This window comes from Clostridium caldaquaticum (assembly GCF_023806125.1).
Taxonomy (GTDB): Bacteria; Bacillota; Clostridia; order Clostridiales; family Clostridiaceae; genus Clostridium_AT; species Clostridium_AT caldaquaticum.
The window spans coordinates 37,556-63,860 of the sequence record NZ_JAMSKT010000002.1 but is presented as its reverse complement, the minus strand read 5'-3'; the positions used below and the strand labels follow the sequence as shown (position 1 = coordinate 63,860).

At 31.1% G+C, this 26,305-nt stretch carries 21 protein-coding genes; 4 read left to right on the top strand and 17 right to left on the bottom strand.

Translation table 11 applies throughout. The features are described 5' to 3' along the window. Nucleotides 1-7 precede the first annotated feature (7 nt). The 10 genes from M2651_RS01585 to M2651_RS01540 all read right to left on the bottom strand — a co-directional run bounded on the left by M2651_RS01585 (nt 8) and on the right by M2651_RS01540 (nt 11,980). Nucleotides 8-1,039 (bottom strand): D-alanine--D-alanine ligase family protein, encoded by a 1,032-nt coding sequence (locus M2651_RS01585; protein WP_252130578.1) that lies wholly within the window; start codon nt 1,037-1,039, stop codon nt 8-10. A 120-nt stretch (nt 1,040-1,159) separates the two neighbouring features. Then, nucleotides 1,160-2,530, bottom strand: coding sequence for a germination protein YpeB (ypeB, locus tag M2651_RS01580; RefSeq protein ID WP_252130577.1), 1,371 nt, complete (start codon nt 2,528-2,530; stop codon nt 1,160-1,162). Between the two features lie 126 nt (nt 2,531-2,656). Further along, nucleotides 2,657-3,334 carry a stage II sporulation protein R gene (gene spoIIR, locus M2651_RS01575; RefSeq protein WP_252130576.1) on the bottom strand — a complete coding sequence of 226 codons (678 nt, stop codon included), beginning with the start codon at nt 3,332-3,334 and terminating at the stop codon, nt 2,657-2,659. A gap of 82 nt (nt 3,335-3,416) precedes the next feature. After that, entirely contained in the window at nt 3,417-4,595 is a 1,179-nt protein-coding gene (locus tag M2651_RS01570) for a Ger(x)C family spore germination protein (RefSeq protein ID WP_252130575.1), read from the bottom strand. After that, nucleotides 4,592-5,689 carry a GerAB/ArcD/ProY family transporter gene (locus M2651_RS01565; protein WP_252130574.1) on the bottom strand — a complete coding sequence of 366 codons (1,098 nt, stop codon included), beginning with the start codon at nt 5,687-5,689 and terminating at the stop codon, nt 4,592-4,594. The genes M2651_RS01570 and M2651_RS01565 overlap by 4 nt, the downstream gene beginning before the upstream one ends. Nucleotides 5,690-5,735: 46 nt before the next feature. After that, nucleotides 5,736-7,196, bottom strand: a complete 1,461-nt coding sequence (locus tag M2651_RS01560) for a spore germination protein (protein WP_252130573.1) — start codon at nt 7,194-7,196, stop codon at nt 5,736-5,738. A gap of 34 nt (nt 7,197-7,230) precedes the next feature. Continuing rightward, complete coding sequence (locus M2651_RS01555) at nt 7,231-7,422, bottom strand: CLC_0170 family protein (RefSeq protein ID WP_252130572.1); 192 nt, start codon at nt 7,420-7,422, stop codon at nt 7,231-7,233. A gap of 135 nt (nt 7,423-7,557) precedes the next feature. Further along, entirely contained in the window at nt 7,558-8,400 is an 843-nt protein-coding gene (gene ispE, locus M2651_RS01550) for a 4-(cytidine 5'-diphospho)-2-C-methyl-D-erythritol kinase (RefSeq protein ID WP_252130571.1), read from the bottom strand. A gap of 135 nt (nt 8,401-8,535) precedes the next feature. Beyond that, nucleotides 8,536-11,160: a cyanophycin synthetase gene (gene cphA, locus M2651_RS01545; protein WP_252130570.1), complete on the bottom strand. Its 2,625-nt coding sequence runs from the start codon at nt 11,158-11,160 to the stop codon at nt 8,536-8,538. Between the two features lies 1 nt (nt 11,161). Then, entirely contained in the window at nt 11,162-11,980 is an 819-nt protein-coding gene (locus tag M2651_RS01540; RefSeq protein WP_252130569.1) for a cyanophycinase, read from the bottom strand. A gap of 503 nt (nt 11,981-12,483) precedes the next feature. On the opposite strand from M2651_RS01540, the gene rocF reads away from it, so the two are divergent. Next, complete coding sequence (gene rocF / locus M2651_RS01535) at nt 12,484-13,410, top strand: arginase (RefSeq protein WP_252130568.1); 927 nt, start codon at nt 12,484-12,486, stop codon at nt 13,408-13,410. A 42-nt stretch (nt 13,411-13,452) separates the two neighbouring features. On the opposite strand, the gene M2651_RS01530 is transcribed toward rocF, so the two are convergent. The 3 genes from M2651_RS01530 to M2651_RS01520 form a co-directional block, all read right to left on the bottom strand. Continuing rightward, on the bottom strand, nt 13,453-16,977 hold the full coding sequence (locus M2651_RS01530; protein ID WP_252130567.1) for an AAA family ATPase: 3,525 nt from the start codon (nt 16,975-16,977) through the stop codon (nt 13,453-13,455). Beyond that, nucleotides 16,967-18,181, bottom strand: a complete 1,215-nt coding sequence (locus M2651_RS01525; protein WP_252130566.1) for an exonuclease SbcCD subunit D — start codon at nt 18,179-18,181, stop codon at nt 16,967-16,969. Before M2651_RS01525 ends, M2651_RS01530 begins: the two co-directional genes overlap by 11 nt. 170 nt (nt 18,182-18,351) lie before the next feature. Continuing rightward, nucleotides 18,352-18,558 (bottom strand): heavy-metal-associated domain-containing protein, encoded by a 207-nt coding sequence (locus tag M2651_RS01520; RefSeq protein WP_252130565.1) that lies wholly within the window; start codon nt 18,556-18,558, stop codon nt 18,352-18,354. 190 nt (nt 18,559-18,748) lie between these two features. Between M2651_RS01520 and M2651_RS01515 the strand changes: the two genes are divergently transcribed. Continuing rightward, nucleotides 18,749-19,615: a radical SAM/SPASM domain-containing protein gene (locus tag M2651_RS01515; RefSeq protein WP_252130564.1), complete on the top strand. Its 867-nt coding sequence runs from the start codon at nt 18,749-18,751 to the stop codon at nt 19,613-19,615. Between the two features lie 103 nt (nt 19,616-19,718). Further along, nucleotides 19,719-20,123 (top strand): hypothetical protein, encoded by a 405-nt coding sequence (locus tag M2651_RS01510; RefSeq protein ID WP_252130563.1) that lies wholly within the window; start codon nt 19,719-19,721, stop codon nt 20,121-20,123. 119 nt (nt 20,124-20,242) lie between these two features. Here the strand turns inward: M2651_RS01510 and M2651_RS01505 are convergent, their stop codons facing one another. The 4 genes from M2651_RS01505 to fsa all read right to left on the bottom strand — a co-directional run bounded on the left by M2651_RS01505 (nt 20,243) and on the right by fsa (nt 24,718). Further along, entirely contained in the window at nt 20,243-20,872 is a 630-nt protein-coding gene (locus M2651_RS01505) for a hypothetical protein (protein WP_252130562.1), read from the bottom strand. Between the two features lie 72 nt (nt 20,873-20,944). Further along, nucleotides 20,945-22,006, bottom strand: a complete 1,062-nt coding sequence (locus M2651_RS01500) for an aldose epimerase family protein (RefSeq protein ID WP_252130561.1) — start codon at nt 22,004-22,006, stop codon at nt 20,945-20,947. Between the two features lie 73 nt (nt 22,007-22,079). Next, a complete protein-coding gene (gene tkt / locus M2651_RS01495; RefSeq protein ID WP_252130560.1) occupies nt 22,080-24,056 on the bottom strand; it encodes a transketolase in 1,977 nt (658 codons plus the stop codon). Between the two features lie 14 nt (nt 24,057-24,070). Beyond that, the gene (fsa, locus tag M2651_RS01490) at nt 24,071-24,718 is read right to left on the bottom strand and encodes a fructose-6-phosphate aldolase (protein WP_252130559.1); all 648 of its coding nucleotides are present in this window, start codon (nt 24,716-24,718) and stop codon (nt 24,071-24,073) included. A 494-nt stretch (nt 24,719-25,212) separates the two neighbouring features. Here fsa and M2651_RS01485 point away from each other — a divergent pair, with 494 nt between their 5' ends. Then, nucleotides 25,213-26,304: a GntR family transcriptional regulator gene (locus tag M2651_RS01485; RefSeq protein WP_252130558.1), complete on the top strand. Its 1,092-nt coding sequence runs from the start codon at nt 25,213-25,215 to the stop codon at nt 26,302-26,304. The last annotated feature ends 1 nt before the right edge of the window (nt 26,305 follow it).

Genomic DNA, 26,305 nt, shown 5'->3' with positions numbered 1-26,305 from the left:
GTATATACTATTTATTGTTCCTCTCTTCCGCAAGTTCTATAAGTTCATCTATTAAATCAGAATAAGCTTTACCTGAAGCCTGCCACATCTTTGGATACATGCTTATTTTTGTAAAGCCTGGTATTGTATTTACTTCATTTAGATAAACTTCTTCACTGTCTTTATCAACAAGAAAATCTACTCTAGCCATTCCTGCACAATCTAATATTTTATAAACTTTTATGGCTGTTTCTTTTATTTGTTCTAATTTTTCATTACTTAATGCTGCTGGTATTAGTAATTTTGAAGCTTCATTTTGGTATTTAGCTTCGTAATCATAAAATTCCTTTGCAGGTACTATTTCTCCAGGGACTGCTGCTTTAGGATAATCATTTCCTAATACAGCTACTTCTACTTCTCTTGCATTTATTCCTCTTTCAATAAGAACTTTTCTATCGTATTTTAACGCCTCGCTAAGACCAATCTTTAATTCTTCTTTATTATGTGCTTTTGTTATACCTACTGAAGAACCGCTGTTTGATGGCTTTATAAACATTGGATAAGGAAGAGCATTTTCAACTTTATTAATAATTTCTTCTTTATCTTGTTTATATTCATAAGCATTAACAATAATATATTCAGCTTGTTTTATCCCGAATTTTTCCAAAAGATATTTAGTATATATTTTATCCATACATACTGCTGAAGACATAACTCCAGGCCCTACACAAGGAAGATTTAAAAGCTTGCACATTCCCTGAATAGTTCCATCTTCACCATAAAGACCATGAAGTACAGGAAATACAACATCTACTTCTTTATTGAATAAAAACTTATGTCCATCTGGTGTTTTGTAATATTCATCCTGCTCCCATTCTCCGTTTTCAATTTTATCTATACTCCCAGTATACTCAAACCATTTTCCGTCCTTAGTAATCCCTATAGGATAAATATCGTATTTACTCTGATTTATATTTTTTAAAACTGATGCGGCTGATACTCTGGAAACCTCATGCTCTGTTGACTGACCACCAAAAAGTACTGCTATTTTTTTTTTCATATTTCCTCGCTCCTTACATTACTTCTATAATCTATTATATAAAATATATATATTATTATAACTCAAAAAATTAAAAGCAGAAATAGAGCATATCACTTCTACTTCTGCTTTTCAACTCTTTTACATAGTCAACTCTCCATTTGGAGTATTTATAATTTGTATTATTCTCTGCTCAAAACCAGTCTTAGCATTTATATATATTATATATTTATCTTCTTTATAATTTCCAACAAATTCATAACATAGAACCTCTTTATTGCTTTCAGTTGGTATTATAGCAAGCCTAGCTGTTGTAATATTCAACCTCTTGCTAACCTTAGTTCTGGCTTCCTCCTTACTTATCTTAGGAGTTTCTATATTCCTGTTTTCATCATGTGCCACTAAATACTTTTCACACTCAACCCCTAAAATACTTCCATCATCCATAGCAATTTTAAGCTTAATTTGATCAGGATATATAACTACATCATTTTGTTTATATATATAATTTATTACTGCTGTATTATCGTATCTTAAACTGTAAGTTGAAATCATATTTTTATAACCTAAATTCTCCAGATACTTGCTTCCTATATCAATAGCCTTCTGCATATCTATTGTTGGATTATTTACTAATCTATTATCTAAAAGATATACTATTTTACCTCCATTTTTGCTAATCTCAATATTTATTATATTTTCATTAACCTCTCTGCCCTTCATAGTTACATTAAAGCGATAGGATGGAATTCTTGTTTTACCATCATTAGACAAATTCTCTATCTTCTCAATTTTATCTCTCCCTATAGCTTTATATACAACTTCAGTAGCTTCATTAACAGAAATTTCTTTTTGTGATAATACTTTAGGTTTTATTTCTAAAACATTATCAGAAAATGGTCCATCATAAATTAAGGCTGGATATTGAGCAACTTGCTTTTGAATACCTTGAAATTGTGCAGCTAAATTCTCCTCTTGACTCTTTGCAAAAACTCCACTGGCCTTTTGTCTTATTTCTCCCCATTTTACTCTGCCTTCGTTTATATCCATTAATGCATTAGTTAAATCATTCTGTAGATTAAAAGAATCATTTTTCAATCGGTCAATATTATTATATTCCTCTTCAGTCAAATCTCTTCCTTCTGTAGAAGCTCTTACCAAGCTGTAACAAAAATCACCTACTTGAGAAATAAACTTGCTTGTATTGTCAATATTTTGTTGTGGTATAGGGAGAGAGTGAAGTTTATCGTTTGCTATAGCACTATGCCTGAATATCTCCTGAAAAGTTACAATTTTCTGCTCTCTTGAACCTGTTACTGCTGCTTTTCCTAAATTTACTCTTATATTATCTACAGCTGTTATAAGTTCATACATATTCTTACTGTACTCTCCTTGCAGGTAGTTTCGATAATCATTTCTTTCTAAAGTCATTAAAACAGCGAATGTAGTAGAAAACACCACTATTAATGTTACAGCTATTGTATATATAATTCTTTTTTTTGTCATTTTCATGAGTATCCCTCCACGCCGGCCATAATTTTCTTTACATAGTATTTGTAGTTACCTTTATATTATTCAATTAAATTTATAAAAAACTAACAAATACAATAAAAACCCAGCAAATTCTGCTGAGTCTCATTATTTCTTAAACAAATCTTTAATTATTTCAACAATCTTAAACTTTATGATTATTTTATTTTCATTCGTTTCTGCTTTTTTTTCTTCTTTACCTTCTAAAGTATTATCAACTGCTTCATATTCTTTTTCAGAAAGTACTTTTTTCATAGCTTCTTCTGTTTCTTTATAGGATACCTCTCCCTTTGTTATATCAATAAAGCAAAGGGGCGGAAACATAACACACCACCAATTTTGTCCACTGCCGTTTCCTATTATTATTTTAAAAGCTTCATATTCACCTTGTGGCAGTGTTATGTTTCCATAAGTTTTAACAGGAAACTTTTCCTTAGATAATTTCGTTTCAACACTATACTTATATCCATTTTCCTTAATTACTTTTTCTGCAAGCTTTTTTATAGTTTCACTATTGTCTTTTATTATTTTTCTTGATTCATCGATACTCTTAGAATTCTTTAGCTTTGGTGATATATATTGTAAAACCTTATCTCTTACTTTAAGCTTTAAAGCCTGATCTTCCACAGTATCACTATTAGCTATAACATGAAACCTTATAAGCTTTTTTTCAATTGATTCCGAAACAGAAGTATCATTAATGCTGTTTCCTTTTACAGTAGAAACATTAATAAATGTTATAAATATAATACCTAGACAAACTATTGTTAAAAATATTTTTTTCATTTTTCTCCCCCGTTTTCCCATATTTTAACTTGTCTAGTATTATTACCATATTTTTACCATTTATACATATAATTTTACAAATTTATCTGCTTACTCCTATTCTTCTAATCTTCATATTTACACTTACTTTTATATCTGCATCATTATAAACTTTATCCCAGTTATCCTTAATCTCTCTCCATAAAACCGGTTTATGCTGTTCAACATACTCTTTAAGACCTATAGGGTCTACAGAAAATTCTTTTTGAAGCATTTTAGCTATTACATTACATTCTTCACTAATGGATTTACTGAAATCACTTTCTAGTGAGTCTAACTGCTCCTTAGAAAACACCTCCACACCCTTATAATATCCTCTAAGCTGACTTTCGAGTCTGATATCTATATTAAATTGAAGCTTGTTTTTATCACCATCTACTTTAATCTCCCTGTCAATATCCTCAATACTTACATCTATAGGGTGTCCATCTCTGTAAATAACCCTCTTACCCCCCTTGACTTTACCTCTCATTATCTCCAAATCGGCAACCTCAATAGGAGTTAAATACCCTTTTAAAGCAAAGTTTTTAATCACTGCCATACCTGAAAGACTTACATCATTTTTTTCCTTATTAATACTAATCTTAGGAACAATAGCATTACCATTTTTATTAAGAAGCACTAACATTTCACTAAGAGTTACAGGAAGTATACTGGCATTTCTTTTGCTGCTTTCCATAAGCCCGCTTAAGTAATATTCTATATTTTTCTCCATTGGTATTTTATATTTAAAATAATCTTCAGTCTTACCTTCCGCAACTACAACATTCATCATCATATTTATATTTGGATGTCTTTCGAAATAATCAATTATCTCTTTAAAAATATCTGGATTTTCCAAAAGTTCACTGCTTATCATTAAAAGTTTTGTTTGTCCTATATGAATATTTCTGCTGCTCTTTGCTGTAGCCTGCAATATTCCATCTTCCATAGAAAAAGCATCTATATTTATAAATTGAGCCTTAGCAGTACCGCTTTTACCTGGACCTAACTCACTTATATCTGGAAATCCATAAGTTATATTAAGCTTATGTTGCTGTATTCTCTCATGAAAAGGTTCATCAGGCTTAATTTTTTTAGCTTCTTCATTCTTGCCTGCATCTTTACCAAGATCAATTCCAATTACTGATACAAATATTTTTCTATCTATTTCAATTTTATCCCAGCACCCACTTAAAAACAAACAGCATAAAATTATTAAAAATATTCTCTTGATCTTCACTTTTTTTTCTTCCCCCTTTCTTTTGAACCTCTTGATATTAACAAAATCAGGGGTAATACTATATAGCTGAATATGGACATTATGGGAGTTATTTTATCTGAAGTATAATAAAGCTCTGCTATGTTCTGAGGATATAATGCAACTATATATATTACAGGTGCAAGTATTAAAGAAGAAAGCTTTATATCATGAAGGTTGAAAGCTTCTTTTATTATATCTCCAGAAAAATAATATAAATTTACAAAAGTAGTAAAATAATAAAGCACCCACAAGAACATAACTATTCCTTCCCATCTTTCAATAAATGCCCCTGGTATCATAACAGATCTAATAAGATTTATTGTAGGCCATATTAAATTCTGTGTGTATTCTTTAGTAAAAAACATTAGAGAAAGTATTGTAACTACAACGTAAAAAAAAGTTATAAATAACGTACTTTTAAAAAGAGTTTTTCTTATTCCATCTTTATCCTTCATAAAAGGAAGAATTAAATAAGCTATTTCAAAGCCTGCAAAAGCATAAGTAGCAGATACTAAGCCTCTTATATATTCATCTGGCTTAGATTGTAAAAGCGGAAGTACATTAGTAAGCTTTCCTCCTCTTGTTGCAAATGCAAGTATTATTATTACAGGTATAAACATGGCTGCTAATGCTATTTCATTAAACTTTACTAGTGCAGAAACCTCACTTCTCACAAGATAAATGCCTGTTAAAATCATAACTAAAAGTATAAACTCAGTAGGTGTCTGTTCAAGCAGATACATTTTTGTTACTTCCGAAAAAATTCTCATTCCAAAAGCTACAAGTGTTATTAAATAAACACAAAGTATAAAAGCAAAAACTTTACTTGCAATTTTCCCTAAATTATTTTCCAACATATTATAGAAGGTATTATAATTATTCTTTAAAACAACTCTATATATTAGACTTAAAAGAAAAAAAACTATTGCTCCTGCAATTATTGTTACAAACCATCCGTCAGTTCCTATCACTTTTGCCATACTGCTTGGATATGAAAAAATCCCCACTCCAACTACAGAAACAACAATAGTAGCAAAAAGTCCGTATTTACTTACAAATCCTTTATTATTCATACTCTGGATTCCTCCATTCTAGATGAGCTCTGCAGCTTAAAAAAACTTAGCTCTGTCTTATCTTATCCTCTGGTTCAATATATTCTGGTCTATTTTTAAAAGTTCTGAAAGGGGCTCTTATGAACATATCTTTAAAGTCTTTTTTATGTGGATGTACTAATGGAGATAAATAAGGTATTCCAAAACTTTTAAGTTTAACTAGATGAATTAGAATTATTATTAATCCAAGAGCAATTCCATATAAACCTATAATAGAAGCTGCAATAATAAGCAAAAATCTAGCTAATCTAAAAGCAGAACTTACCTCATAGTTAGGAGTTATAAAGCTTGATATTGCAGTTACAGAAATTATAATTATCATTATAGGACTTACAATGCCTGCACTTACAGCTGCCTGACCTATAATAAGACCGCCTACTATACCTATTGTAGAACCGATAGCCTTTGGAAGTCTTACTACAGCTTCTATAAGGAACGCCATAGCTATCTCCATTATAATAGTTTCTACAAAAGCTGGAAATGGAACTCCCTCTCTTGAAGCTGCTATAGAATATGCAAACTTTGTAGGTATTATTGAAGTATGAAAAGAAGTAACAGCTACATATAATGACGGTAAAATCATTCCTGTAAAAATAGCAAAAAATCTTATTATCCTAAGCATAGACGAGTTAATCCATCTTTGATAATAATCATCTGGTGTTTGAAAAAGACTTGGAAGTGTAGCAGGTACTATTATTACAAAAGGAGAATTATCTACAAGTATAGCAACTCTTCCTTCATAAAGTGCTGCTGCTACTACGTCAGGTCTTTCTGTACTTTGCATCTGTGGAAAAGGGGACCATTTATTATCTTCTATCATTTGCTCTACGTATCCGCTATCTAATATTGCATCTATATTTATAGACTCTATTCTCTCCTCAACCCGTTTTAAAACATCTTTATTAACTATATCATCAATATATATAATTGATACATCAGTTTTTGACCTTACCCCTACAGACTTAGGTGTAATTTTAAGTCTTGTATCTCTTATTCTTCTCCTGATAAGAGCAGTATTAAATCTAATAGTTTCAGTAAAACCATCTCTGCCGCCTCTTATTACTGTCTCACCAGACGGTTCAGAGACCCCTCTTGCAGGCCAGAAACGAGTAGCTATAACATACACCGCTGGAATTCCATCAACAAACATCAAAGTTTCTCCAGAGAGCATACCATTTACTGCATCACTGAGTTTAAGCTCTTCTTTCATGTCAGAAACGGTTAAAAGATTATCTTTAACCTGCATAACATTTTCTACTCTTTCACTTTTAAGCATTAATGACTCAAGCACAAAATTATTAATAAGTATCTTATCTGCCATACCGTCTATGTATACAATTGCAGCTTTCCATTCAGCTATATTAAACTCTCTATACACTATATCAGCATTATCCTTAAAAAGCTCTTTTAAATAAGCAATATTCTCATCCACCCTTGGAGTTATTAAATCTCTAATTATTTCCTTCAAAGCTATCACTTCCTCCACATAATATATTGCCAGTCTACATTCTCATTCTTAAAAAATATAAAATAAAACCTAAAACTATAGACCCTATTCCTAAAAATCTTGCTTTTTTATAAGTATCCATCATACCATTTCTTTTAAAGCCTGCTGCATCTACAAAACCCACTATGAATCCTTGAATTAGCATAAGAAGTAAAAAGTATTTAGTAAATAAACCTATAATGAGCATTAAAATCCCTCCCAGTATAAAATATTTTTCGCTGTAAACAGCTAAAATATGCACCTATAAAAACAAAGGCATGCTGTTACTAAAATCAAAATCTTAGTACTGCATGCCAAATATATTAAATAACAAAACTTAATATCAAATCGTTCTTGTTATAAAAACTTCATTATATTTAGTTTTAAATTTTTCATAACACTGCATAGCTCTAAACATATCTTCAAAGAAGCCAAACACCGTTGGTCCGCTTCCACTCATCATTGAACCTACAGCTCCCATTTTTATCATATCGTTTTTTATTTCTCTTAATATATTATGTTTTCTAAGTGTTACATTTTCCAATACATTTTTCATAAGGCTGCATACCTGTCTTAAATCATTGTTTTCTACAGCCTGTATAATTGCTTCTGTATCTGGATGCTTATATACTCTGCTTAAATCTAAGTTTTGATAAACTTCTTTAGTAGACACACCAAAAGAAGGCTTTACAACAATCAAAATATGATTTTTAAAACTTGGAAGAGGAGTAACTTTTTCACCAATACCCTCACATAATGCTGTTCCTCCTACTAGACAAAAAGGTACATCAGCCCCGATTTTCAGTCCTAAATTTATTAATTCTTCATCACTTGCGTTAACTTCATATAAACTTCTCATTCCTTTTAAAACTGCAGCAGCATCTGCACTTCCTCCTGCAAGCCCTGCGGCAACGGGTATATTTTTCTTTATATTTATATCTACTCCGCCTTGAATATTATAAGTATCCATAAAAAGCTTAGCAGCTTTATATCCCAGGTTTCTTTCATCTGTAGGAATATAAGGCTTATTAGAAACTAATTTTATGCCTTCTTTTGTTTTATTTATAGTTATCAAATCATATAATTCAATGGTCTGCATAATCATTTTGAGCAAATGATATCCGTCTTCTCTTTTTCCAACTGCATCAAGAGATATATTTATTTTAGCATAAGCTTTTAGCAGCATATTAGTACTTCCTTCCATAATAGTTTAAATATATTTATGCCTATACTCAACAGCACAAAATATACATACCTATATAGTATATTACAACAAAAAAAATAAAGCCAGAATATTTTTTCCAGCTTTACTTTACGAAATCTATACCATGGATAAAATTTTAAGTTCTTCGGTTTCACATCTTATCTTTTCCCTTACTAAGTCTACCAGAGGTTCATACTTTTCAAAGAAAATTATTATAAGATCTCCTGGTCTTGAGCTTTCTATTGCTTTATTTAATGCTTCAGCTTCATTTAATATTATTTCAATATTTTTCGGATTAAATTTAGAAGATAGCACTCCCTTTTCTAAAATTTTTGCCACTTCCATAGGCTTTCTTCCTCTTTTATCCTCATCTTCTTTTATATATATATAATCAAAATGTGCACCAGCAATTTTCCCAACTTGAAGTATATTGCTGTCAAGCCTGTCTCCTGGAACCCCTATTATTCCTATAAACCTCTTATGCTTTATAGTTTTAGCTCCTTCAAGTACAGCTTTATAACCTTCTATATTATGTCCATAATCAAGTATAACTGTTGCTCCATTTATATTATACATGTTGAATCTTCCTGGATTTTGTTCTTCACTGCTTGTAAATGTCTTTAAACCTTTTCTGATTATCGAATAATCTACTCCTAATCCAACTAAGGCTGCACAAGCTGCCATAGAATTTTCAACATTAAATTTAAGCTTACCCTTTATAGTAATTCCTATATTATCTATTTTTATTAAAGGAGTAGCAATTCCCTCCTTTTCTATAAATATAAATTTATCATCACAATACACACCATAGCCTCCACTATTAAGATGTTTCTGCAAAAGCTTATTATTTTTATATTTTGAAAAGAATATTATTTTGCTCTTTATTCTATCAACTATAGTAATGCTCATTTCATCATCTGCATTTATTACAGCATAACCATCATCTTTAACTGCTTCTGCAACAAGAGACTTAACATAAGCTAAATCTTCAAGTGTATCTATTCCATCTAAACCTAAATGATCGTTAGTGATATTTGTAATAACTCCTACATCAGCCAAATCATAAGCAAGACCTTTCCTTATTATACCGCCTCTTGCAGTTTCCAGAACTGCAGCATCTATTTCTTTGTTCATCAAAAGTGTCATTGCACTGCTGTACCCTGTAGTATCGCCTTTATCTATACACTTATTGTTTATATATATTCCTCCTGTAGTAGTCATGCCCACATTATGCCCTGCAAGTGAAAGTGTATGTGCAATAAGCCTTGTTGTAGTAGTTTTTCCATTAGTACCTGTTACAGCTACTAGTGGTATGCTGTTTTTTCCATTTTTAAACATCATATCAACAATGGCTGCTGCAACATTTCGGCTTTCACCCTTAAAAGGATAATGATGCATTCTTATACCTGGAGCTGCATTAACTTCAATAATAGCTCCATCTTTAGTTAATGGAACACTTATATCACTGCAACATATGTCAATTCCACATACATTAAGTCCAATAGCTTTGGCTGCTCTTTTACATATATCTATATTTTCAACACAAATTTCATCTGTACAATCTATAGCTATGCCGCCAGTTGAAAGATTTGCATTTTCCCTAAGTATAAGTTTTACACCTTTCGGTAGAACAGAATTTAAATTATAACCATTTTTTGCTATATAAGCACTTAAAGCTTCATCTAATTTCACCTTAGTCAAAGGTTTTTCGTGTCCTTTTCCTCGTCTATCATCTTTATTAAGCTTATTTATAAGACTTCTTACAGTACTTATTCCGTCACCAACTACATAGGGCGGTATTCTTTCAGCAACAGCTATTACTTCTCCATCTACTACGCAAACCCTATAATCCCTGCCTATTATATATTTTTCTATTATTATATCTTCAAAATTTTTACTTAATATATTATAAGCTTCCAAGGCCTGTTTTTCATCTTTAATATTCACAAATACGCCTTTACCTTGATTTCCGTAGCGCGGTTTTATTACTACAGGATATCCTATATTTTTAGCTTTAAGAAAAAGATCTAAAGAATTTATTACTTTTCCACCAGCTGCTACTGGAATACATTGATTTATGAGAATTTCCTTTGTCAAAAGTTTATCACAGGAAACATCCACTGATAGAGCACTAGTATCACTGCATATAGTTGCTTCTATCATCTTTCCATACTTGCCGTAACCTAACTGAAATACACTTTTTTCTCCTACCCTCAGCACTGGAATACCTCTTTTTTTAGCTTCGCTGCATATGGCGAGAGTACTTGGTCCTAACTGTTCATTGGCATATATTTCTTTCAAATTTTCATATCTAGACTTAAACTCAAAATTATTTCCTCTAACAAAAGTATTTATTATATCTACAGCTAATCTGCCTGCTTCCAAAGCAGTATTTTTATATTCGTACTGATATATTATATAGTACCTGTCTCCTTTAATTTCTCTAGCTTTTCCATAGGAAACCTCTATACCTATCATATTTTGAAGAGCAATAATTGTGTGTTCACATATATGTGCCAGATATGTTCCTTCCTTAAGCCTATTTAAGAAACCCCTTTCTTCATCTATACCACATCTATGCTTTTTTAACTCAGGCAGTAGTTTTACCAATCTTTCATTAAAACCTTCTATTTTATTGCTTGGAGTTTCACAATAACCTTCTAAATCCAAATCCATTCTTATACATTTTTTATGGGAATATATATTTCTCCCTTCAAAAATGTTAATATCTACTATCTTCATTTTATTTTTGTTTTTCCTCCTTAATTGGCTGCCTTGTATTTAAAATAAATTTATCTCCATTTTTAAGTACATGCATTTTAATATCAAACATAGAAAGTATTTCATCAGGGTTTTGTTCTGAAACATTAGTAAAGCTTATTGTGCTTCCATCTATTACATAAACTGCACCCGAACCTTGAACCCTGAATTCACCTTTAGTATTAACTACAATTGCAGTGTCTTCATCAATACCAATGCCTAGGCTTTCAGGATTTTCTGCTATTGCTACTAATAACCTTCCAATTCTCCCTCTTTGAGCAAAATGCTGGTCAATAACTACATTTTTCATAAGGCCAAGTCCTGGAGCCATCTTTAATGTGCATTTTTTAGGAGACTCTTCATCATCTCCTGTAATTATCATTGTATCACTGACTACTGATGCTCCAGCTGAAGTACCAACATATACACATCCATTTTCATAGCTTTCATGAATAACATTGTATAAAGGAGTTCCCCCTAATAAACTAGTTATTTTCAATTGATCCCCTCCAGTGAAAAACACTAGTGAAGCCCTCTGCACCATGTTAATATTATGTATTTCATGAGCATCCTTCCTGTCTTGTACATCCAATATATTAATGTTTTTTACACCTAGCTTTTCAAATATGCTTCTGTATTCAGCTCCAACTTCCTTTGGCAGGTCTGTTGCAATAGTTGCTATTACAAGTTCATCCTTTTCCTTATCAATCTTGCTACATACTTCCTTTAATATATTTTTTTCACCTTTTTTATCCTCTGCTCCTCCAATTATAATGAGGTTACCTTTCAGCAGTTCTTCCAAGCAATATCACTTCCTTAACCACATGTATCTATTATTCTTTCCACATGTTTTCTGGCTTATACAATTTTTATACTTTAACAGCACATTTTTTATTTTGCTTTATTTAACTTGAATTTATTCAAAAATCCCCTAAAGCTTTTTGCAACTTTAAAAGATGAATATTTATACTTTTATTTTTTTCACTTTCAACTCTCTTTATTTATTTTCAGTTTTACTCAGTCTATATAATGAGCTTAAAACAAGCTATTGATTAAATAGGGAAGCTTTATATCACTTTTTCTTTATAATGTCAACATGCATATTCATGCTTATTTCTAGAATATTTATATAAAACCTCGATTTAAAGCCTAATTCCTTTAAAAATTTCATATAGACAACTATTCTTATATGCTGTACAATATATTCGTTTATTTGTGAAACCCCCAATCAAATGAGGGCTAACAGCAATTTAATATATTTCATAATTTTATAGACTTAAAATCTTATTATAAGGGGGAATAAAAATGGCAGTACACATAATAGGAATGCCTATATACCACGGTTGTGATAAATTTGGAAGTAATCTTGGCCCTGATAAATTTAGAGAGCTGGATGTACTATCAGCTATAAAAAGTCTTGGATATGACACACGTGATCTTGGAAACATTGAAGTAGCTGATGTGTCAGTAGAAGATAAATACAAGCATCATCCATGTTTAAAATATTACGATGTTATTATTGACGCAAATACAAAACTTGCTTTTAAAGTATACGAATCTATTTCAACAGGGAATTTTCCTGTTGTGCTTGGCGGAGACCACAGCCTTGGCATTGGAAGCATTGCAGGAGTCAGCAAGGCTGTAAAAAACCTAGGTATAGTATGGATTGATGCTCATGGAGATTTAAATACCCATGATACTACTATAACTGGAAATATACACGGTATGCCTTTAGCTGCTTCTATAGGAAAAGGACCTGATAAATTAGTAAATTTATTTGAGCACAGAGTCAAAGTGAAAGATGAAAATGTTGTTCATATTGCTGGCAGAGACCTTGACCCAGGTGAAATAGAGCTCATTAAAAATTCAAAAATTAAAGCTTTCAATATGGATGAAATAAGAAAATATGGAATAGAAAAAGTAGTTAATAATGCTATAAATTATCTAAGAAGTAAAGTAGATGCCATACATGTAAGCTTTGACATAGACTCTATAGATTTAGCTTACGTTCCCGGCACAGGAACTCCTGTTAAAGATGGACTGACTATAGAGGAAGCAAAAAAAACACTTGAAATGTTCGCTTCTTCTGGACTTATGGTATCTTTGGATTTTGTTGAACTAAATCCATTGCTTGATTACAATGATGTGACAGCTAATATATCATCAGAACTATTAACTCGTATTTTCGAAAATTTAGTTGTTCCTGTAAATGATCAGCTAAAGCTTGGGTAATTATTAACAAAATAAGAGAGGTCATTACCTCTCTTACTTATCTTAGCTGTATTCAATCTTAACCTTGCTGCCTCCTTTGCCTGGCTGGGCAGGTTCTACAATAAGCTTAACTGGTACTCTGTTTTTAAGCTCCTCAACATGACTTATAATACCAACACTCAACCTATCATTATGAAGCCTTTCAAGTGAACTAATAACAATTTCCAAAAGTTCGCTATCCAAAGTTCCAAACCCTTCGTCAAGGAAGAAAAACTCAAGAGGTGCACTTCCTTTTAACTGTATCTGCGATGATAATGATAATGCTAAAGCTAATGAAGTTAAAAAGGTTTCTCCTCCTGATAAAGTATTAGTAGCTCTAATAACTCCACCATTGAAATCATCTCTCATAGTGAAATTACCTGAAGAATCAAGCTCTAGAGCATATCTTCCTCTTGTTATATCCTTAAGTCTTTTTGAGGCTTCAAATGAAATATATTTTAATTGATTCATTGCTACAAACTCAACAAATTTATTACCTTGTATTAGTTTGTCCAAATCATCTAAAAGGCTTAACATATGCTCAAGCTCTTTTTTCTTCTCTAATAATTCCTTTAATTCTTTTAGATTTTTTTCCATTATGTCTATTGTCTGCTGGCATTTAGCAATTTCTTTAAGTTTATCATCCAAATTATTAGAAATTTCAGCTCTTTCATTTAAAAGATTATTCCACTCATCTTTCTGAATATAATTACCTCTTAATTTATCTTGTATTCTAATAATATTATCTATAACATTTTTATGCCTATCTTCATAACTTTTAATCAATTTTTCCAAATCTAAGATATCCTCTTTTGAAAGCATTGAATTTATTGCCTCTTCCCTGTCTGTTAATTCACATTCTGCTAAAGCATTTTCAAGCTCATAGGACTGCTCCATTAAAATCTTATTTAAAGTTATTTTATTTTGCTGTCCGCTAACTATTTTATTTTCTATGTGCTGCTTTTCATTTTTTTCTTTTTCAAACTGCAATCTAAGGCTTTCTTCAAGCTCTTTTATTTCTTTTATATTTTTTCTTATCTGTTCTAAATAAAACTCTGGATCTTTACCTTCAGATAACCTCCCTAACTGCTGGTTATAATCTTCAATTGCAGTCTTCTTTTCCTTCCCAATTTCCACAACTTTGGTTATTTCAATTTCTAGCACGCTGATTTCTTTGCTTAAAGTTTCTCTTCTTTCTTCATATTGTTCCAATTCTTCCCTTAGAATCTTTTCAAGCTTTTGAAGCTTTTGGACTTCACTGTCTTGTTTTTTAAGTTCATTGAGCTTTTCCTTAAAATTTATATTTTTAAGCTCATTCTTTAAGCACAAATATTGCTGCTCAATAATATTAAATTTTTCAAAGGTTTTATTATACTCCTCCTCTATATCCTTTAGAGCAGACTTTTCACCTTTTAACCCTTCATTAAGCTTTGCTTCTCTTTTTTCTATATCACTTTTCTTATCCTTACAGTTTAAAAAACTCTCTTCAACTTTACTTTTTTTACTATTCCATATTTCTATCTCTTCTTTAAGCTTATTAAACTCTTTCTCTGATAACTCTTTTATATTCTGAAGCTTAACTATATCAATATCTTCTAGTTTTTTACTGATTAATTTCAGCTCTTGTTCAAGAAACTCAATTTGCTTTACTACCCCTCCTAAATCTACTTCTATCTTTCTTGCTTCAAGCTGAAGTTTATCAGTCTCAGTTTTATAACTTTTAAGCAGCTGCTTTTTTTCTTCCAATCCTTCAAGCTCTTGTTGTATTGCTTTTTGCGGGTGATGTTTAGAACCGCAAACGGGACATTTTTCTTCTTCTTTTAAATCAGCTGCTAAAATCCCTGCAAGATTTGCTTTTTCTACACCTAATATTTCCTTTTCAAGCTCTTCTATTTCAATTTCTTTCTTATTAATTTTTTCATTTAAGGATTTTAACTCTTTCGTCAGTTCTCCCTCTCTATATTTTAAAGCACTTATCTTAATCTCTAATTCCTTTTTCTTTTCACTGTCTATTATAGCTTCATTTAATTTTTTACTTAAATCTATTAATATATTTTGTTTTTGAAGTAATATACTATTATCACCAGGGAAACTCTCTTCTAATTCCTTTCTTTTTCCTTCAATTTCTTGAATCTCACAATTAATACTATTTTGTAAAATAAGTACCTCATCATATTCATTTTTAAGAGTTATAATAGCTTTTTCTTTAACTTCAAGCCTATTTTTCAACTCTTGAATTTTAGAACATACAGCATTATATTCATCCTCTTTATAAACTGCTGCTTGTATTTTTTCCCTGTATTCTGGTTCAACTCTGTTAATATTTATCTTTTCTATAGTATCTTCTAAATTCTTTTGTGCGGCTAGTTTATTTAAATTTAAATTGTCTAATTCTGTCTTGTGCTTTTCTGATTTATTCTTCAATTTATGATACTCTTCTAATAAACCAGTTCTTTCATTTTTTAATTTATCAATTCTGACTAATATATCTAAAGCCTGCAAAAGATTTGCTTCCTTTGTAATAAGCTCTGGTATTTCTTTATCTTTTCTCTGAAGTATATCTTTGTATTTACTTTCAATGATAATTAAATTATTATTTATTGTCTCTAATAAATTAGTTAAGCTTATAAGTTCTGTCTGATTATTGCGAAGCTTCTCTTCAGTACTTCTTAAATTATCAATATATGGCTTAACCTTAAAAGCACCTTGTGCTTTTTTAAGTTTTATTCTTTTATTATTTATATCTTCCTCTTGTATATCTAATTCTATTTTAATTTTTTTATATTGCTCTAACTCTTGCTGAAGCTCCCATATAGTTTTATACTTTTCGTACTGATTATCCAAGCTATTCTTTTTATGCCTTAAAATTTTTTCCTCTTCATTTAGCTTTCTTAACTCACTCTTTGTATTTTCATAAACTTCCTCAGATACATTTTCAAATTGCTTTAACTCTCCAGTTAAAATGTCATTACTCTTTAACTTTTCGCTTCTAACTTTCTTAATTTTTTCCCAAAGGCATTTGCCATATTTTTCAAGGCCAAATATTCTTTCAAGCATGTCCCTTCTATCTCTTCCTGAAAGCTTTAAAAATTCACTGAACTTCCCCTGTGGAAGAACTACAGAACGAGTAAAATCCTCGCAGGTAAGTCCAATTATTTTCTCTATTTCATTTTGAACCTCTCTTGCAGCTTCTGCTAAAAGCATATCATTATTTTTATCTCTAAGTCTTGCTAAAGAAGTCTTATATCTTCCATGTTTATCTCTTTTAACATTTCTATCTACTATGTAGCATTTTCTTTCTGTACCATTTCCGATTTCAAATTCATACGTTAGAGATAATTCGCTGCATTCAGTATTTATAAATTCATCTGATTCTCTTGCTATCTTCCCGTATAATGCTATTGTTATAGCATCTAATATAGTAGATTTTCCACTTCCAGTTGGACCAAATATACCAAATAAACCTTTATCAGTAAGTTTTTCAAAATCTATCTCCTGAGAATCTATAAAGCTATTTAATCCTTTAATTCTTAATTTTCTAGGTTTCATCTATTTCACCTTCCTCAGCTATTTTTAAAAATAAATCCATAATTTCGCTGCTTGGTTTAACCTTTCTCTCTTTTAAATAAAAATCTTGAAACAATTCAGCCATGCTCTTTTCTGTTAAGCTTTCAAAATCAAAAACTATTTCTTCCTCATTTTCTATTTTTGGAACTATTTCAATAATATCTTTTTTTAACTCCTTCATAAGTTTAATATTTTCCTGGGTAATAAATTTATCTGTCTTAATTTCGATATATACCCACAAATTTCTTTTACTGTTTTCTCTGCATCTTTCAATGGCATCTTCAACACTACTGCATTGCCAGACTTCAATAGGTTTATAATTTTTAAAGAAGACCTCCTCAACCAAAGCTTCTTCTCCTGGCTTTACGTCAACAATATAACAGCACTTAGAATAGTTTATTTCACTTTTACTGTATTGAAGAGGTGAACCAGCATAGTAAGCCTTAGTTTTTGTACCCTTTACCCTTTGCGGCCTATGTAAATGACCTAATGCAATATATTGTGCCTTTTCAGGAAGCTTGTCTGCATCTACCGCTAAACTTCCTCCTAATTGTATTGGTCGTTCAGAATCACTGCATTCACTTCCTGAAACAAAAATATGTGATACAGCTATATTTATAGTATCTTTCCTATATCTATCAGATAATTTATTAAAAAGTTCCCCTACTTTTTCAGAATAACTTTTTCTTCTTTCCTCTTCTTCTAATTCTTCTGATAATATTTCATTTAATCTCTTTTCACTTGGATATGGAATGGTTATTACTACAGCTTTTTCACCATTAATTTCAAGCTCTATAAATCCTTCCTCTGAATCTACTATTTCAAAACTTCCATATTTGCCTTTTAAAGCACAGCTCTTTGGCGTTCCTAGAAGAATTACTCCATGCTCATAAGCTAAAGGACTAGCAGCAACTAATCTTTCTGGGTTATCATGATTTCCAGCAATGACTATTATAGCTCTTTTTCCTCCCTTGGAAATTCTTTTCAATGCACTGTAAAACAAATTTTCTGCTTTAGCAGGAGGATTTCCATTATCATATATATCTCCCGCAATTATAACTAAATCAATATTATTTTCTTCTACCTTTTCTATTAATTCTTCTATAAATAACTCCTGCTCCTCTAGTCTGCTAAATCCTTCAAGACTCTTTCCTAAATGCCAATCAGAAGTATGCAGTATTCTCAAATTTTTCACTCCCTTTAGTTATTAAAATACTATTTATACTACGTTCTATATATTTATAATAAATCCTTCTTTGAATTTATGGAAGAACTATATATTTTCCAAGGCTCTAAATTTTTTTATAAAACAAAAACTGCTATGATTTTTACATCACAGCAGCCAGCTTTTAAATATCAATCTTGAATAATATATCCTGTATGCTCTATACAGTTTTTAATACTATCTGGATTTGCAGGTTCATTGTACTGAACTTCTATAGTTCCTCTAGCTACATCAACAGCCACCTTTTGAACTCCTTTTATTTTATCTAAAGCATTAAGCACCTGTGCTTTACTCTTTCTATTTGCAATTCCTGAAACGCTATAGTGTACAGTTTTCATATATAAATACTCCCTTCTACTCAATATATCACTATTAGTATTTTAAGTTTAGGAATTTTTTATCCTGTATTTAAATACTTTCTTAAATATTTAACTCTAAAACCCTATTATTTAATACAAAATATATTTGTCAGTAAACAAATATAAATGTATAATTGTCATGTTAAATATAAATAAATACGAGGTTATTATGAAAAAATTCAAAAAGATTTATATTGAAATAACAAATATCTGTAATCTAAAATGTGAGTTTTGTCCTGTAACTAAACGAAGCCCTAAGTTTATGGATATAAATACCTTTAACTTAATATTATCTCAAATAACCCACTTTACTGATTATATATATCTTCATGTAAAGGGTGAGCCTCTTTTACATCCAAATCTGGATAAATTTTTAGATTTAGCTGATAATTATGGTTTTAAAGTTAACATTACTACTAATGGAACGCTTATTGAAGAAGTTAAAGATAAGCTTTTAAATAAAAAAGCTCTGCGTCAGATAAACTTCTCATTGCACAGTTTTGATGCCAATGATTTGAACTTTTCTATAGAACAGTATTTAAATAATATTATAAATTTCACTTTTGATGCAATTAAAAAAAACAATATAATTGTTTCCTATAGGCTTTGGAATTTAGAAGAAGATACTAAAAGCATTGAAAAAAATAGACATATTTTAAATTTATTAGAAAATTCCTTTAAGCTTGATTATAAAATCGAAGATGTTCTTTTAGATAACAGAGGAATAAAAATAACTAAAAATATTTATTTAAACGTAGCTTCAATATTTGAATGGCCCGACAAGAATTTAAAACAAAGTGATACTAATGGATTTTGCTATGGACTTAGAAACCAAGCTGCAATACTTGTAGACGGCACAGTAGTTCCTTGCTGTCTTGATGGCGAAGGTGTAATAAACTTAGGCAATATAAATGAAAACAATTTTTCTGAAATTATTGAAAGCCCCAGAGCAAAAGCTATTTATGAAGGCTTTTCCAATAGGCACATTATAGAAGAACTTTGTAAAAAATGTACTTATAGAAAAAGATTTAATTGAAAAATTGGATAAAAAATACAACTATAGCAGTGTAATTATAGTATTTAACCTCCTTTATAAACTCAAACTAATAAGGAAAACTTATATACTGGGAGGGATTTTCATGAGCCATAAGGAAAAAGATCACGGAGTAAATAATTTTAATAAAAGTGCAGATATCAAAGATCAAAATGCTAAGAGATTAGAACAGCTTGAAAATCTAGTAGAAAAACATACCAGAACTGAAAGACATTTAGAGCAGCATTCTGATATTGCCAGACCAGAAGCTATAGCACATTCAGAGGAAATACAAATGGAAAGAGAACAAGCCATAGATAATCTAAAACATATTATTATAAACGGTAAACATTCTAATGTAGATGAAGTTTCAAATCTTCAAAGAAACTATGAATTTACTAATAGTTATATTGAAGCAAACGCTGACCGAATGGATAGCACAACTTTAGAATACACAAAAGAAAAACAAAAAAATAGAGAAGAACAGCTTAATAATATTTTAAATAAATAGACTTAGATTTTTTATACACAAGCAAGTTATTTTAAGCTTTGCACCATCTAGTTCTAAAGTTTAAAATTTAAAATTTGAAAACCAGTCTGGTTCTCAATATTGAAAACTAGACTGGTTTATTATTTAATACCTAAAAGCCATTTAAATATTATTATCGCATTTTCTCTATGTTGTGAATTGCTCATAATTGCCAACACTTTATTTTTAGTGTCAACTCCCATATCTTCAAGAATTTTTATCCCTTCAGCACTTACAGCATAGATAGCTTTATTATTTTGATTATTTACAGCTTCAATTTTTTCATTTTTTATAGAAGTCAGTTCTAATCCATAATTACTGTCTAATCTTAGAAAAGCCTCTTGTTTTATTAAAGATTGGAATATACTCTTATCCAAAACTATTACATCTATTTCTTTAGTTGCTATTTTAACAGTAAGCTTTTGCAAAAGCTCTGGTTGTGGATTTTGAGGATCTACTATAGGAATAACATCTATAAAAGCTTGTTTTCTTTTTTCTCCGCTTTTAACTGTAAGATTGGTAATGGACTTCTCAGCATTCTCCCTTTTATTTTCATCTGTAATCCCTGCAACTATTGTTAAATTAGCAACATACTCAACACTTGTAACTTGAGCATGTATAAAGGAACCTATAAAAAATATTAAAATTAACCCTCCAAAAATATGAAGCTTATAGTAGTCCCATATATATTCTATTTTTTCTTTTCTGCTCATACTCTTAAAATTAACCATAAACCCCACTCCGTTTAGCTTGTCTTTTATATTTTTTGAACTTTTACTTAATTAAATATATCATATATTTAATTATTTTAATACAGCAAACTTATATATGGTAGTATGATTATATTTCTCTCCTGCTTTAAGTACTGCAGATGGAAAGTTCTTTTTATTTACAGAATCAGGAAAATACTGTGTTTCAAGACATAGAGCTGCATTTTTATAGTAAGGCACTCCCCCTTTACCTATCTCTGAACCATCTAAGAAATTAGCGGTATATAGCTGTACCCCTGGTTTAGTTGTATAAACCTCCATGACTCTGCCACTTTTCTCATCAATTACTTCAGCCGCTTTTTCTTTAAGGTTACCATTAGTATTAAGCACCCAATTGTGATCATAGCCTTTAGTGAAAATTATTTGCTCAAAATCAGCATTTATATCCTGTCCTATAGTCTTCATTTTTGTAAAATCCATCGGAGTTCCTTTTACATCTACAAGTTCTCCTGTTGGAATAGAAGCCTTATCTACAGGGGTGAATTTATCAGCATTTATCATAAGCTTTTGGCTTAAGATATTACCAGATGCATGTCCTGCTAAATTAAAATAAGAATGATTTGTCAGGTTAACTACAGTATCTTTATCAGAAACAGCATAATAATCGATTACAAGAGCATTATCCTCTGTTAAGGAATATGTAACTTTAACATCAAGGTTACCTGGGAATCCTCCTTCACCATCCTTGCTTCTATAGACAAGTTCCAAAGCTTCAGCTCCGTTCCTAGTCACAATTTCAGCATTCCATACAACCTTATCAAAACCTATAAATCCTCCATGAAGATGATTTTCTCCTTCATTTTTATCCAACCTATACTCTGCTCCGTTAAGTTCAAAGCAAGCGTTTCCTATTCTATTTGCATAGCGGCCTATAACTGCACCAAAATATGGTCCCTTCTTTTCATAATCTGAAAGCTTGTCATAGCCAAGTACAATATCTTCAAAGTTACCATTTTTATCTGGAACCATAAGGGAAGTTACTATTCCTCCAAAGTTTGTTATCTTAACTGTAGTTCCTTTTGAATTCTTAAGAGTAAATATATGTACTAAAGTCCCTGCAGCTGAATTGTCATAAAATCTTTTAGTAATGCTCATTTAATACCCTCCCATTAAAAATTATAGATATCCAATATTAAATTGGATATCTATATAAATATAAATTTATAAATTATAATTTTAAAGCCTTTTCTACCACATTTTCTACAGTAAATCCGAATTCTTTAAACAGTATTTCTCCTGGAGCAGAAGCACCAAAAGTATCTATTGAAATTATATCTCCAAAGGAACCGGTATATTTATGCCATCCAAAAGAAGAACCAGCCTCTACAGCCAATCTCTTTGTTACAGCTTTAGGAAGAACGCTTTCTTTGTACTCTGCACTTTGAGCTTCAAATACTTCCCAAGAAGGCATACTTACTACTCTTGCATCTACTCCCTTTTCTTTCAATACTTTAGAAGCTTCATATATTAGTTCTACCTCAGAACCTGTAGCCATAAGTATTACATCTGGAGTTTCTTTTTCACTGTCTTTAAGTATATAAGCTCCCTTTAACGCTTCCTTTGATGTTTCCTCATATAACGGTAAGTTTTGTCTTGAAAGTATTAAAGATGTAGGACCATCTTTTCTATTTATTGCAGAATACCAAGCATATGCAGTTTCCTTAGAATCAGCTGGTCTATAAACATGCATATTTGGTATGCTTCTAAGTGAAATAAGCTGCTCTATAGGCTCATGAGTTGGTCCATCTTCACCTACTCCTATACTATCGTGAGTTAAAACATACACAACAGGAAGCTTCATTAATGCTGAAAGTCTCATAGATGCCTTCATATAGTCAGAGAATACAAAGAATGTAGATACAAATATTCTTAGTCCTCCATGTGCAGCGATTCCATTAGCAATAGCTGCCATAGCATGCTCTCTTACTCCAAAGTGAAGATTAGCTCCTGTTCTATCCTCAAGTGAAAAATCCCCTTTACCATTCATATAAGTCTTGTTTGAAGGTGCAAGGTCTGCGGAACCTCCAATTAAGTTTGGAATAAGCTTAGCCAATCTATTTATAACTTCTCCTGAAGAAGCTCTTGTAGCCATCTTTCCACTGAACTTAAAGAAATCTTCATTATTTAAAATATCTACTGGAAGCTCACTGCTGTGCCATACTTCCCACTCTTTTGCAAGCTCTGGGTATTCTTTCTTATAAGCTTCAAATAGTTTATTCCAATCTTCTTCAGCTTTTCTTCCCGCTTCTTTTAAAGTTTCCATATAATCTCTTACTTCTTGAGGCACATGGAATTCTTCTTCATAAGTCCATTTTAAAAATTCTTTAGTTTTCTTAAGATTTTCAGCTCCCAATGGTTCGCCGTGAACTGATGCAGTACCACTCTTTGGAGAACCATAGCCTATTTCAGTTTTTATAATAATTAAGCTAGGCTTTGTAGTATCTTTTTTAGCTTCTTCAATAGCAGCACTAATAGCATCTACATCATTGCCATCTTCTACATTTAGAATCTGCCAGCCATAAGAAGCGTACCTAGCTCCTACATTTTCTCTAAATGCTATATCAGTATGTCCTTCTATAGATATGTTATTGCAGTCATATAATACAATAAGCTTTCCAAGACCTAGAGTACCAGCAAGTGAAGCTGCTTCACCAGTTATACCTTCCATCATATCTCCATCTCCGGAAAGTGCATATGTATAGTGATTTACTATTTCAAAACCTGGTCTGTTGAATTTAGCCGCAAGATAGCTTTCAGCTAAAGCCATACCAACTCCATTAGCCTGACCTTGACCTAGAGGTCCTGTTGTTATTTCTACACCTACAGTGTGACCGTATTCCGGATGTCCTGGAGTTTTACTTCCCTTTTGTCTAAAGTTTTTTAAGTCGTCAATTGTAAGTCCATAACCAAATAAATGTAATAGAGAATATAAAAGCATGGAGCCATGTCCTGCTGATAGTATAAATCTATCTCTATCTGCCCATTTAGCATTAGCTGGATTATGCTTCATATTTTTTGACCATAAAGCATACGCCATTGGTGCTGCTCCCATTGGAAGTCCTGGGTGACCAGACTTTGCTTTTTCTACTCCTTCTGCTGAAAGTATTCTTATGGAATTTACTGCTAAATTGTCAATGTTGCTCATATGTATTCCTCCTATTATTTGTTAAATGCTGCATTCCAATCTTTCATAAATTTTTCAATACCGCTGTCTGTTAATGGGTGCTTTAGCATTTGCTTAATTACTGCAAATGGAACAGTAGCAATATGTGAACCTGCTGCTGCTGCTTCTTGAACATGAATTGGGTTTCTTGTACTTGCTGTAATAATTTCAGTTGGGATATTATGTATTTTAAATATTTGAACGATTTTTTCTATAAGCTCCATAGAAGGAGTTGCTATATCATCTAATCTTCCAAGGAAAGGACTTACATAAGTTGCCCCTGCTCTTGCTGCTAGTAAAGCTTGTGACGGAGTAAATATAAGTGTTACATTAGTTTTTATACCTTCGCTTGATAATACCTTTACAGCTTTAAGGCCTTCAGCAGTCATTGGTATTTTAACAACCATGTTTTTATGAATTTTAGCTATTTCTCTTCCCTCTTTTATCATTCCCTCGGCTTCAAGACTTATAACTTCTCCACTAATTGGTCCATCAACAATTGAAGTTATTTCTTTTATAACTTCATTAAAGTCTCTTCCTTCCTTAGCTATTAAAGATGGGTTCGTAGTTACTCCACAAATAATCCCCATATCATTGGCTTCTCTAATCTCGTCTACATTAGCAGTGTCAATAAATAGTTTCATCTTTATAGTCCTCCCTTTAATAAAATATATTTATAATATACGTTTGCAGCAGCTCTATAAAAAATTGTTGGCTTCCTCAAACGTTTCTATATCCCTTAATTATTTTAACACTTTATTCCACGTGAGTACATACCTTTTATATTATTTTATATCATTCCAATTTATTTATTTAACAATTCATTTTTAAACTTTATTTTAATAGTTGTACGTACATGTATAAATTGCACAGCATAATTGTAAGCTTTTTCTCTTTAGATTTCAATATTATTTTAAAACTTTTACAGCTAAAATTATTAATATTAAAATCATTGTCATGCAGTGATTTTATTGATATTCTTCATGTATAATCAAATAATTATCAATAATACTTCTAAAAAAATAAAAAATATAATATATTTTCACTTGTACGTACAAGCAACAGGTGATATAATTGTATTATACAAATACTGATAATTATAGTATAAACACAATAAGATAAGCAGGTGTAGATTTTAATGATAGAAACAGAAAAACCAAAATACCAAAAACTTAAAGAATATATAGTGGAAGCTATACAATCACACAAAATAAAAGTAGGAGAAAAGATCTACTCAGAAAACGTACTAGCTGAAAAATTTGAAATTAGCAGACATACAGTTAGACAAGCCTTAGGTGAACTTGTAAACGAAGGTTGGCTCTATAAAGTTCAAGGAAAAGGTACCTTTGTAAATAGGTCACCTGAAGAAACCGTTAACACTTCGAAAACCATCGGAGTCATAACTACCTATTTAAATGATTATATCTTTCCTTCTATTATACGTGGGATAGATAGCGTGTTGTCAGTAAATGGTTACAATATATCACTAAGCTGCACATATAATCAACATGAAAAAGAAAGACTGTGCCTAGAAAATTTTGCTAATCAGAATATTGCAGCACTAATCGTTGAACCTACAAAAAGTGCTTTACCTAACCCTAACATTGATTTATATGAAAAGTTCAGCAATTTAGGCATACCAATACTTTTTATTCATGGCTGTTATAAAGAGCTTAATTATTCATTTATTGTTGAAGATGATGTAGAGGCAGGTTACTTAGCGACAAAGCATCTTATAGACTTAGGTCATGTAAATATAGCTGGAATTTTCAAAATTGATGATATACAAGGACACTATAGATTTGCAGGCTTTCAAAAAGCTCATTTAGATGCTAATCTTAGAAGCTCGGATTCAAGAATACTCTGGTTTGAAACCTCTGATATGGAGGCTAACTTTAAACCTCAGTCAGTTCAATTTAACAACCTGCTTACAGATTGCTCTGCTATAGTTTGTTATAACGATGAGGTTTCCATTAAAGTTATGGATATGATAAGGGAAAAGAAATTAAATATTCCTGAAAATTTATCTCTTGTAAGTTTTGATGATTCTCAACTAGCCTTAGTTTCCCAGACTAAACTCACTACTGTAGCTCACCCTAAGGAAAAACTTGGCGAAGAGGCTGCTAAAGCAATCATCAACATTATTAATAGAACAAAAGACTACTACGACTTAAAAATGAAACCTGAACTAATTGTACGAGAAAGTACAAAAATATATGTAAGGAGTTGAC

What these genes read in the sequence shown, in the direction of transcription:
- M2651_RS01585 (WP_252130578.1), bottom strand. Translation starts at nt 1,039, where the DNA reads ATGAAAAAAAAAATAGCAGTACTTTTTGGTGGTCAGTCAACAGAGCAT.
- ypeB (WP_252130577.1), bottom strand. Translation starts at nt 2,530, where the DNA reads ATGAAAATGACAAAAAAAAGAATTATATATACAATAGCTGTAACATTA.
- spoIIR (WP_252130576.1), bottom strand. Translation starts at nt 3,334, where the DNA reads ATGAAAAAAATATTTTTAACAATAGTTTGTCTAGGTATTATATTTATA.
- M2651_RS01565 (WP_252130574.1), bottom strand. Translation starts at nt 5,689, where the DNA reads ATGAATAATAAAGGATTTGTAAGTAAATACGGACTTTTTGCTACTATT.
- M2651_RS01555 (WP_252130572.1), bottom strand. Translation starts at nt 7,422, where the DNA reads ATGCTCATTATAGGTTTATTTACTAAATACTTTTTACTTCTTATGCTA.
- ispE (WP_252130571.1), bottom strand. Translation starts at nt 8,400, where the DNA reads ATGCTGCTAAAAGCTTATGCTAAAATAAATATATCTCTTGATGCAGTT.
- cphA (WP_252130570.1), bottom strand. Translation starts at nt 11,160, where the DNA reads ATGAAGATAGTAGATATTAACATTTTTGAAGGGAGAAATATATATTCC.
- rocF (WP_252130568.1), top strand. Translation starts at nt 12,484, where the DNA reads ATGGCAGTACACATAATAGGAATGCCTATATACCACGGTTGTGATAAA.
- M2651_RS01530 (WP_252130567.1), bottom strand. Translation starts at nt 16,977, where the DNA reads ATGAAACCTAGAAAATTAAGAATTAAAGGATTAAATAGCTTTATAGAT.
- M2651_RS01520 (WP_252130565.1), bottom strand. Translation starts at nt 18,558, where the DNA reads ATGAAAACTGTACACTATAGCGTTTCAGGAATTGCAAATAGAAAGAGT.
- M2651_RS01515 (WP_252130564.1), top strand. Translation starts at nt 18,749, where the DNA reads ATGAAAAAATTCAAAAAGATTTATATTGAAATAACAAATATCTGTAAT.
- M2651_RS01510 (WP_252130563.1), top strand. Translation starts at nt 19,719, where the DNA reads ATGAGCCATAAGGAAAAAGATCACGGAGTAAATAATTTTAATAAAAGT.
- M2651_RS01505 (WP_252130562.1), bottom strand. Translation starts at nt 20,872, where the DNA reads ATGGTTAATTTTAAGAGTATGAGCAGAAAAGAAAAAATAGAATATATA.
- M2651_RS01500 (WP_252130561.1), bottom strand. Translation starts at nt 22,006, where the DNA reads ATGAGCATTACTAAAAGATTTTATGACAATTCAGCTGCAGGGACTTTA.
- tkt (WP_252130560.1), bottom strand. Translation starts at nt 24,056, where the DNA reads ATGAGCAACATTGACAATTTAGCAGTAAATTCCATAAGAATACTTTCA.
- fsa (WP_252130559.1), bottom strand. Translation starts at nt 24,718, where the DNA reads ATGAAACTATTTATTGACACTGCTAATGTAGACGAGATTAGAGAAGCC.
- M2651_RS01485 (WP_252130558.1), top strand. Translation starts at nt 25,213, where the DNA reads ATGATAGAAACAGAAAAACCAAAATACCAAAAACTTAAAGAATATATA.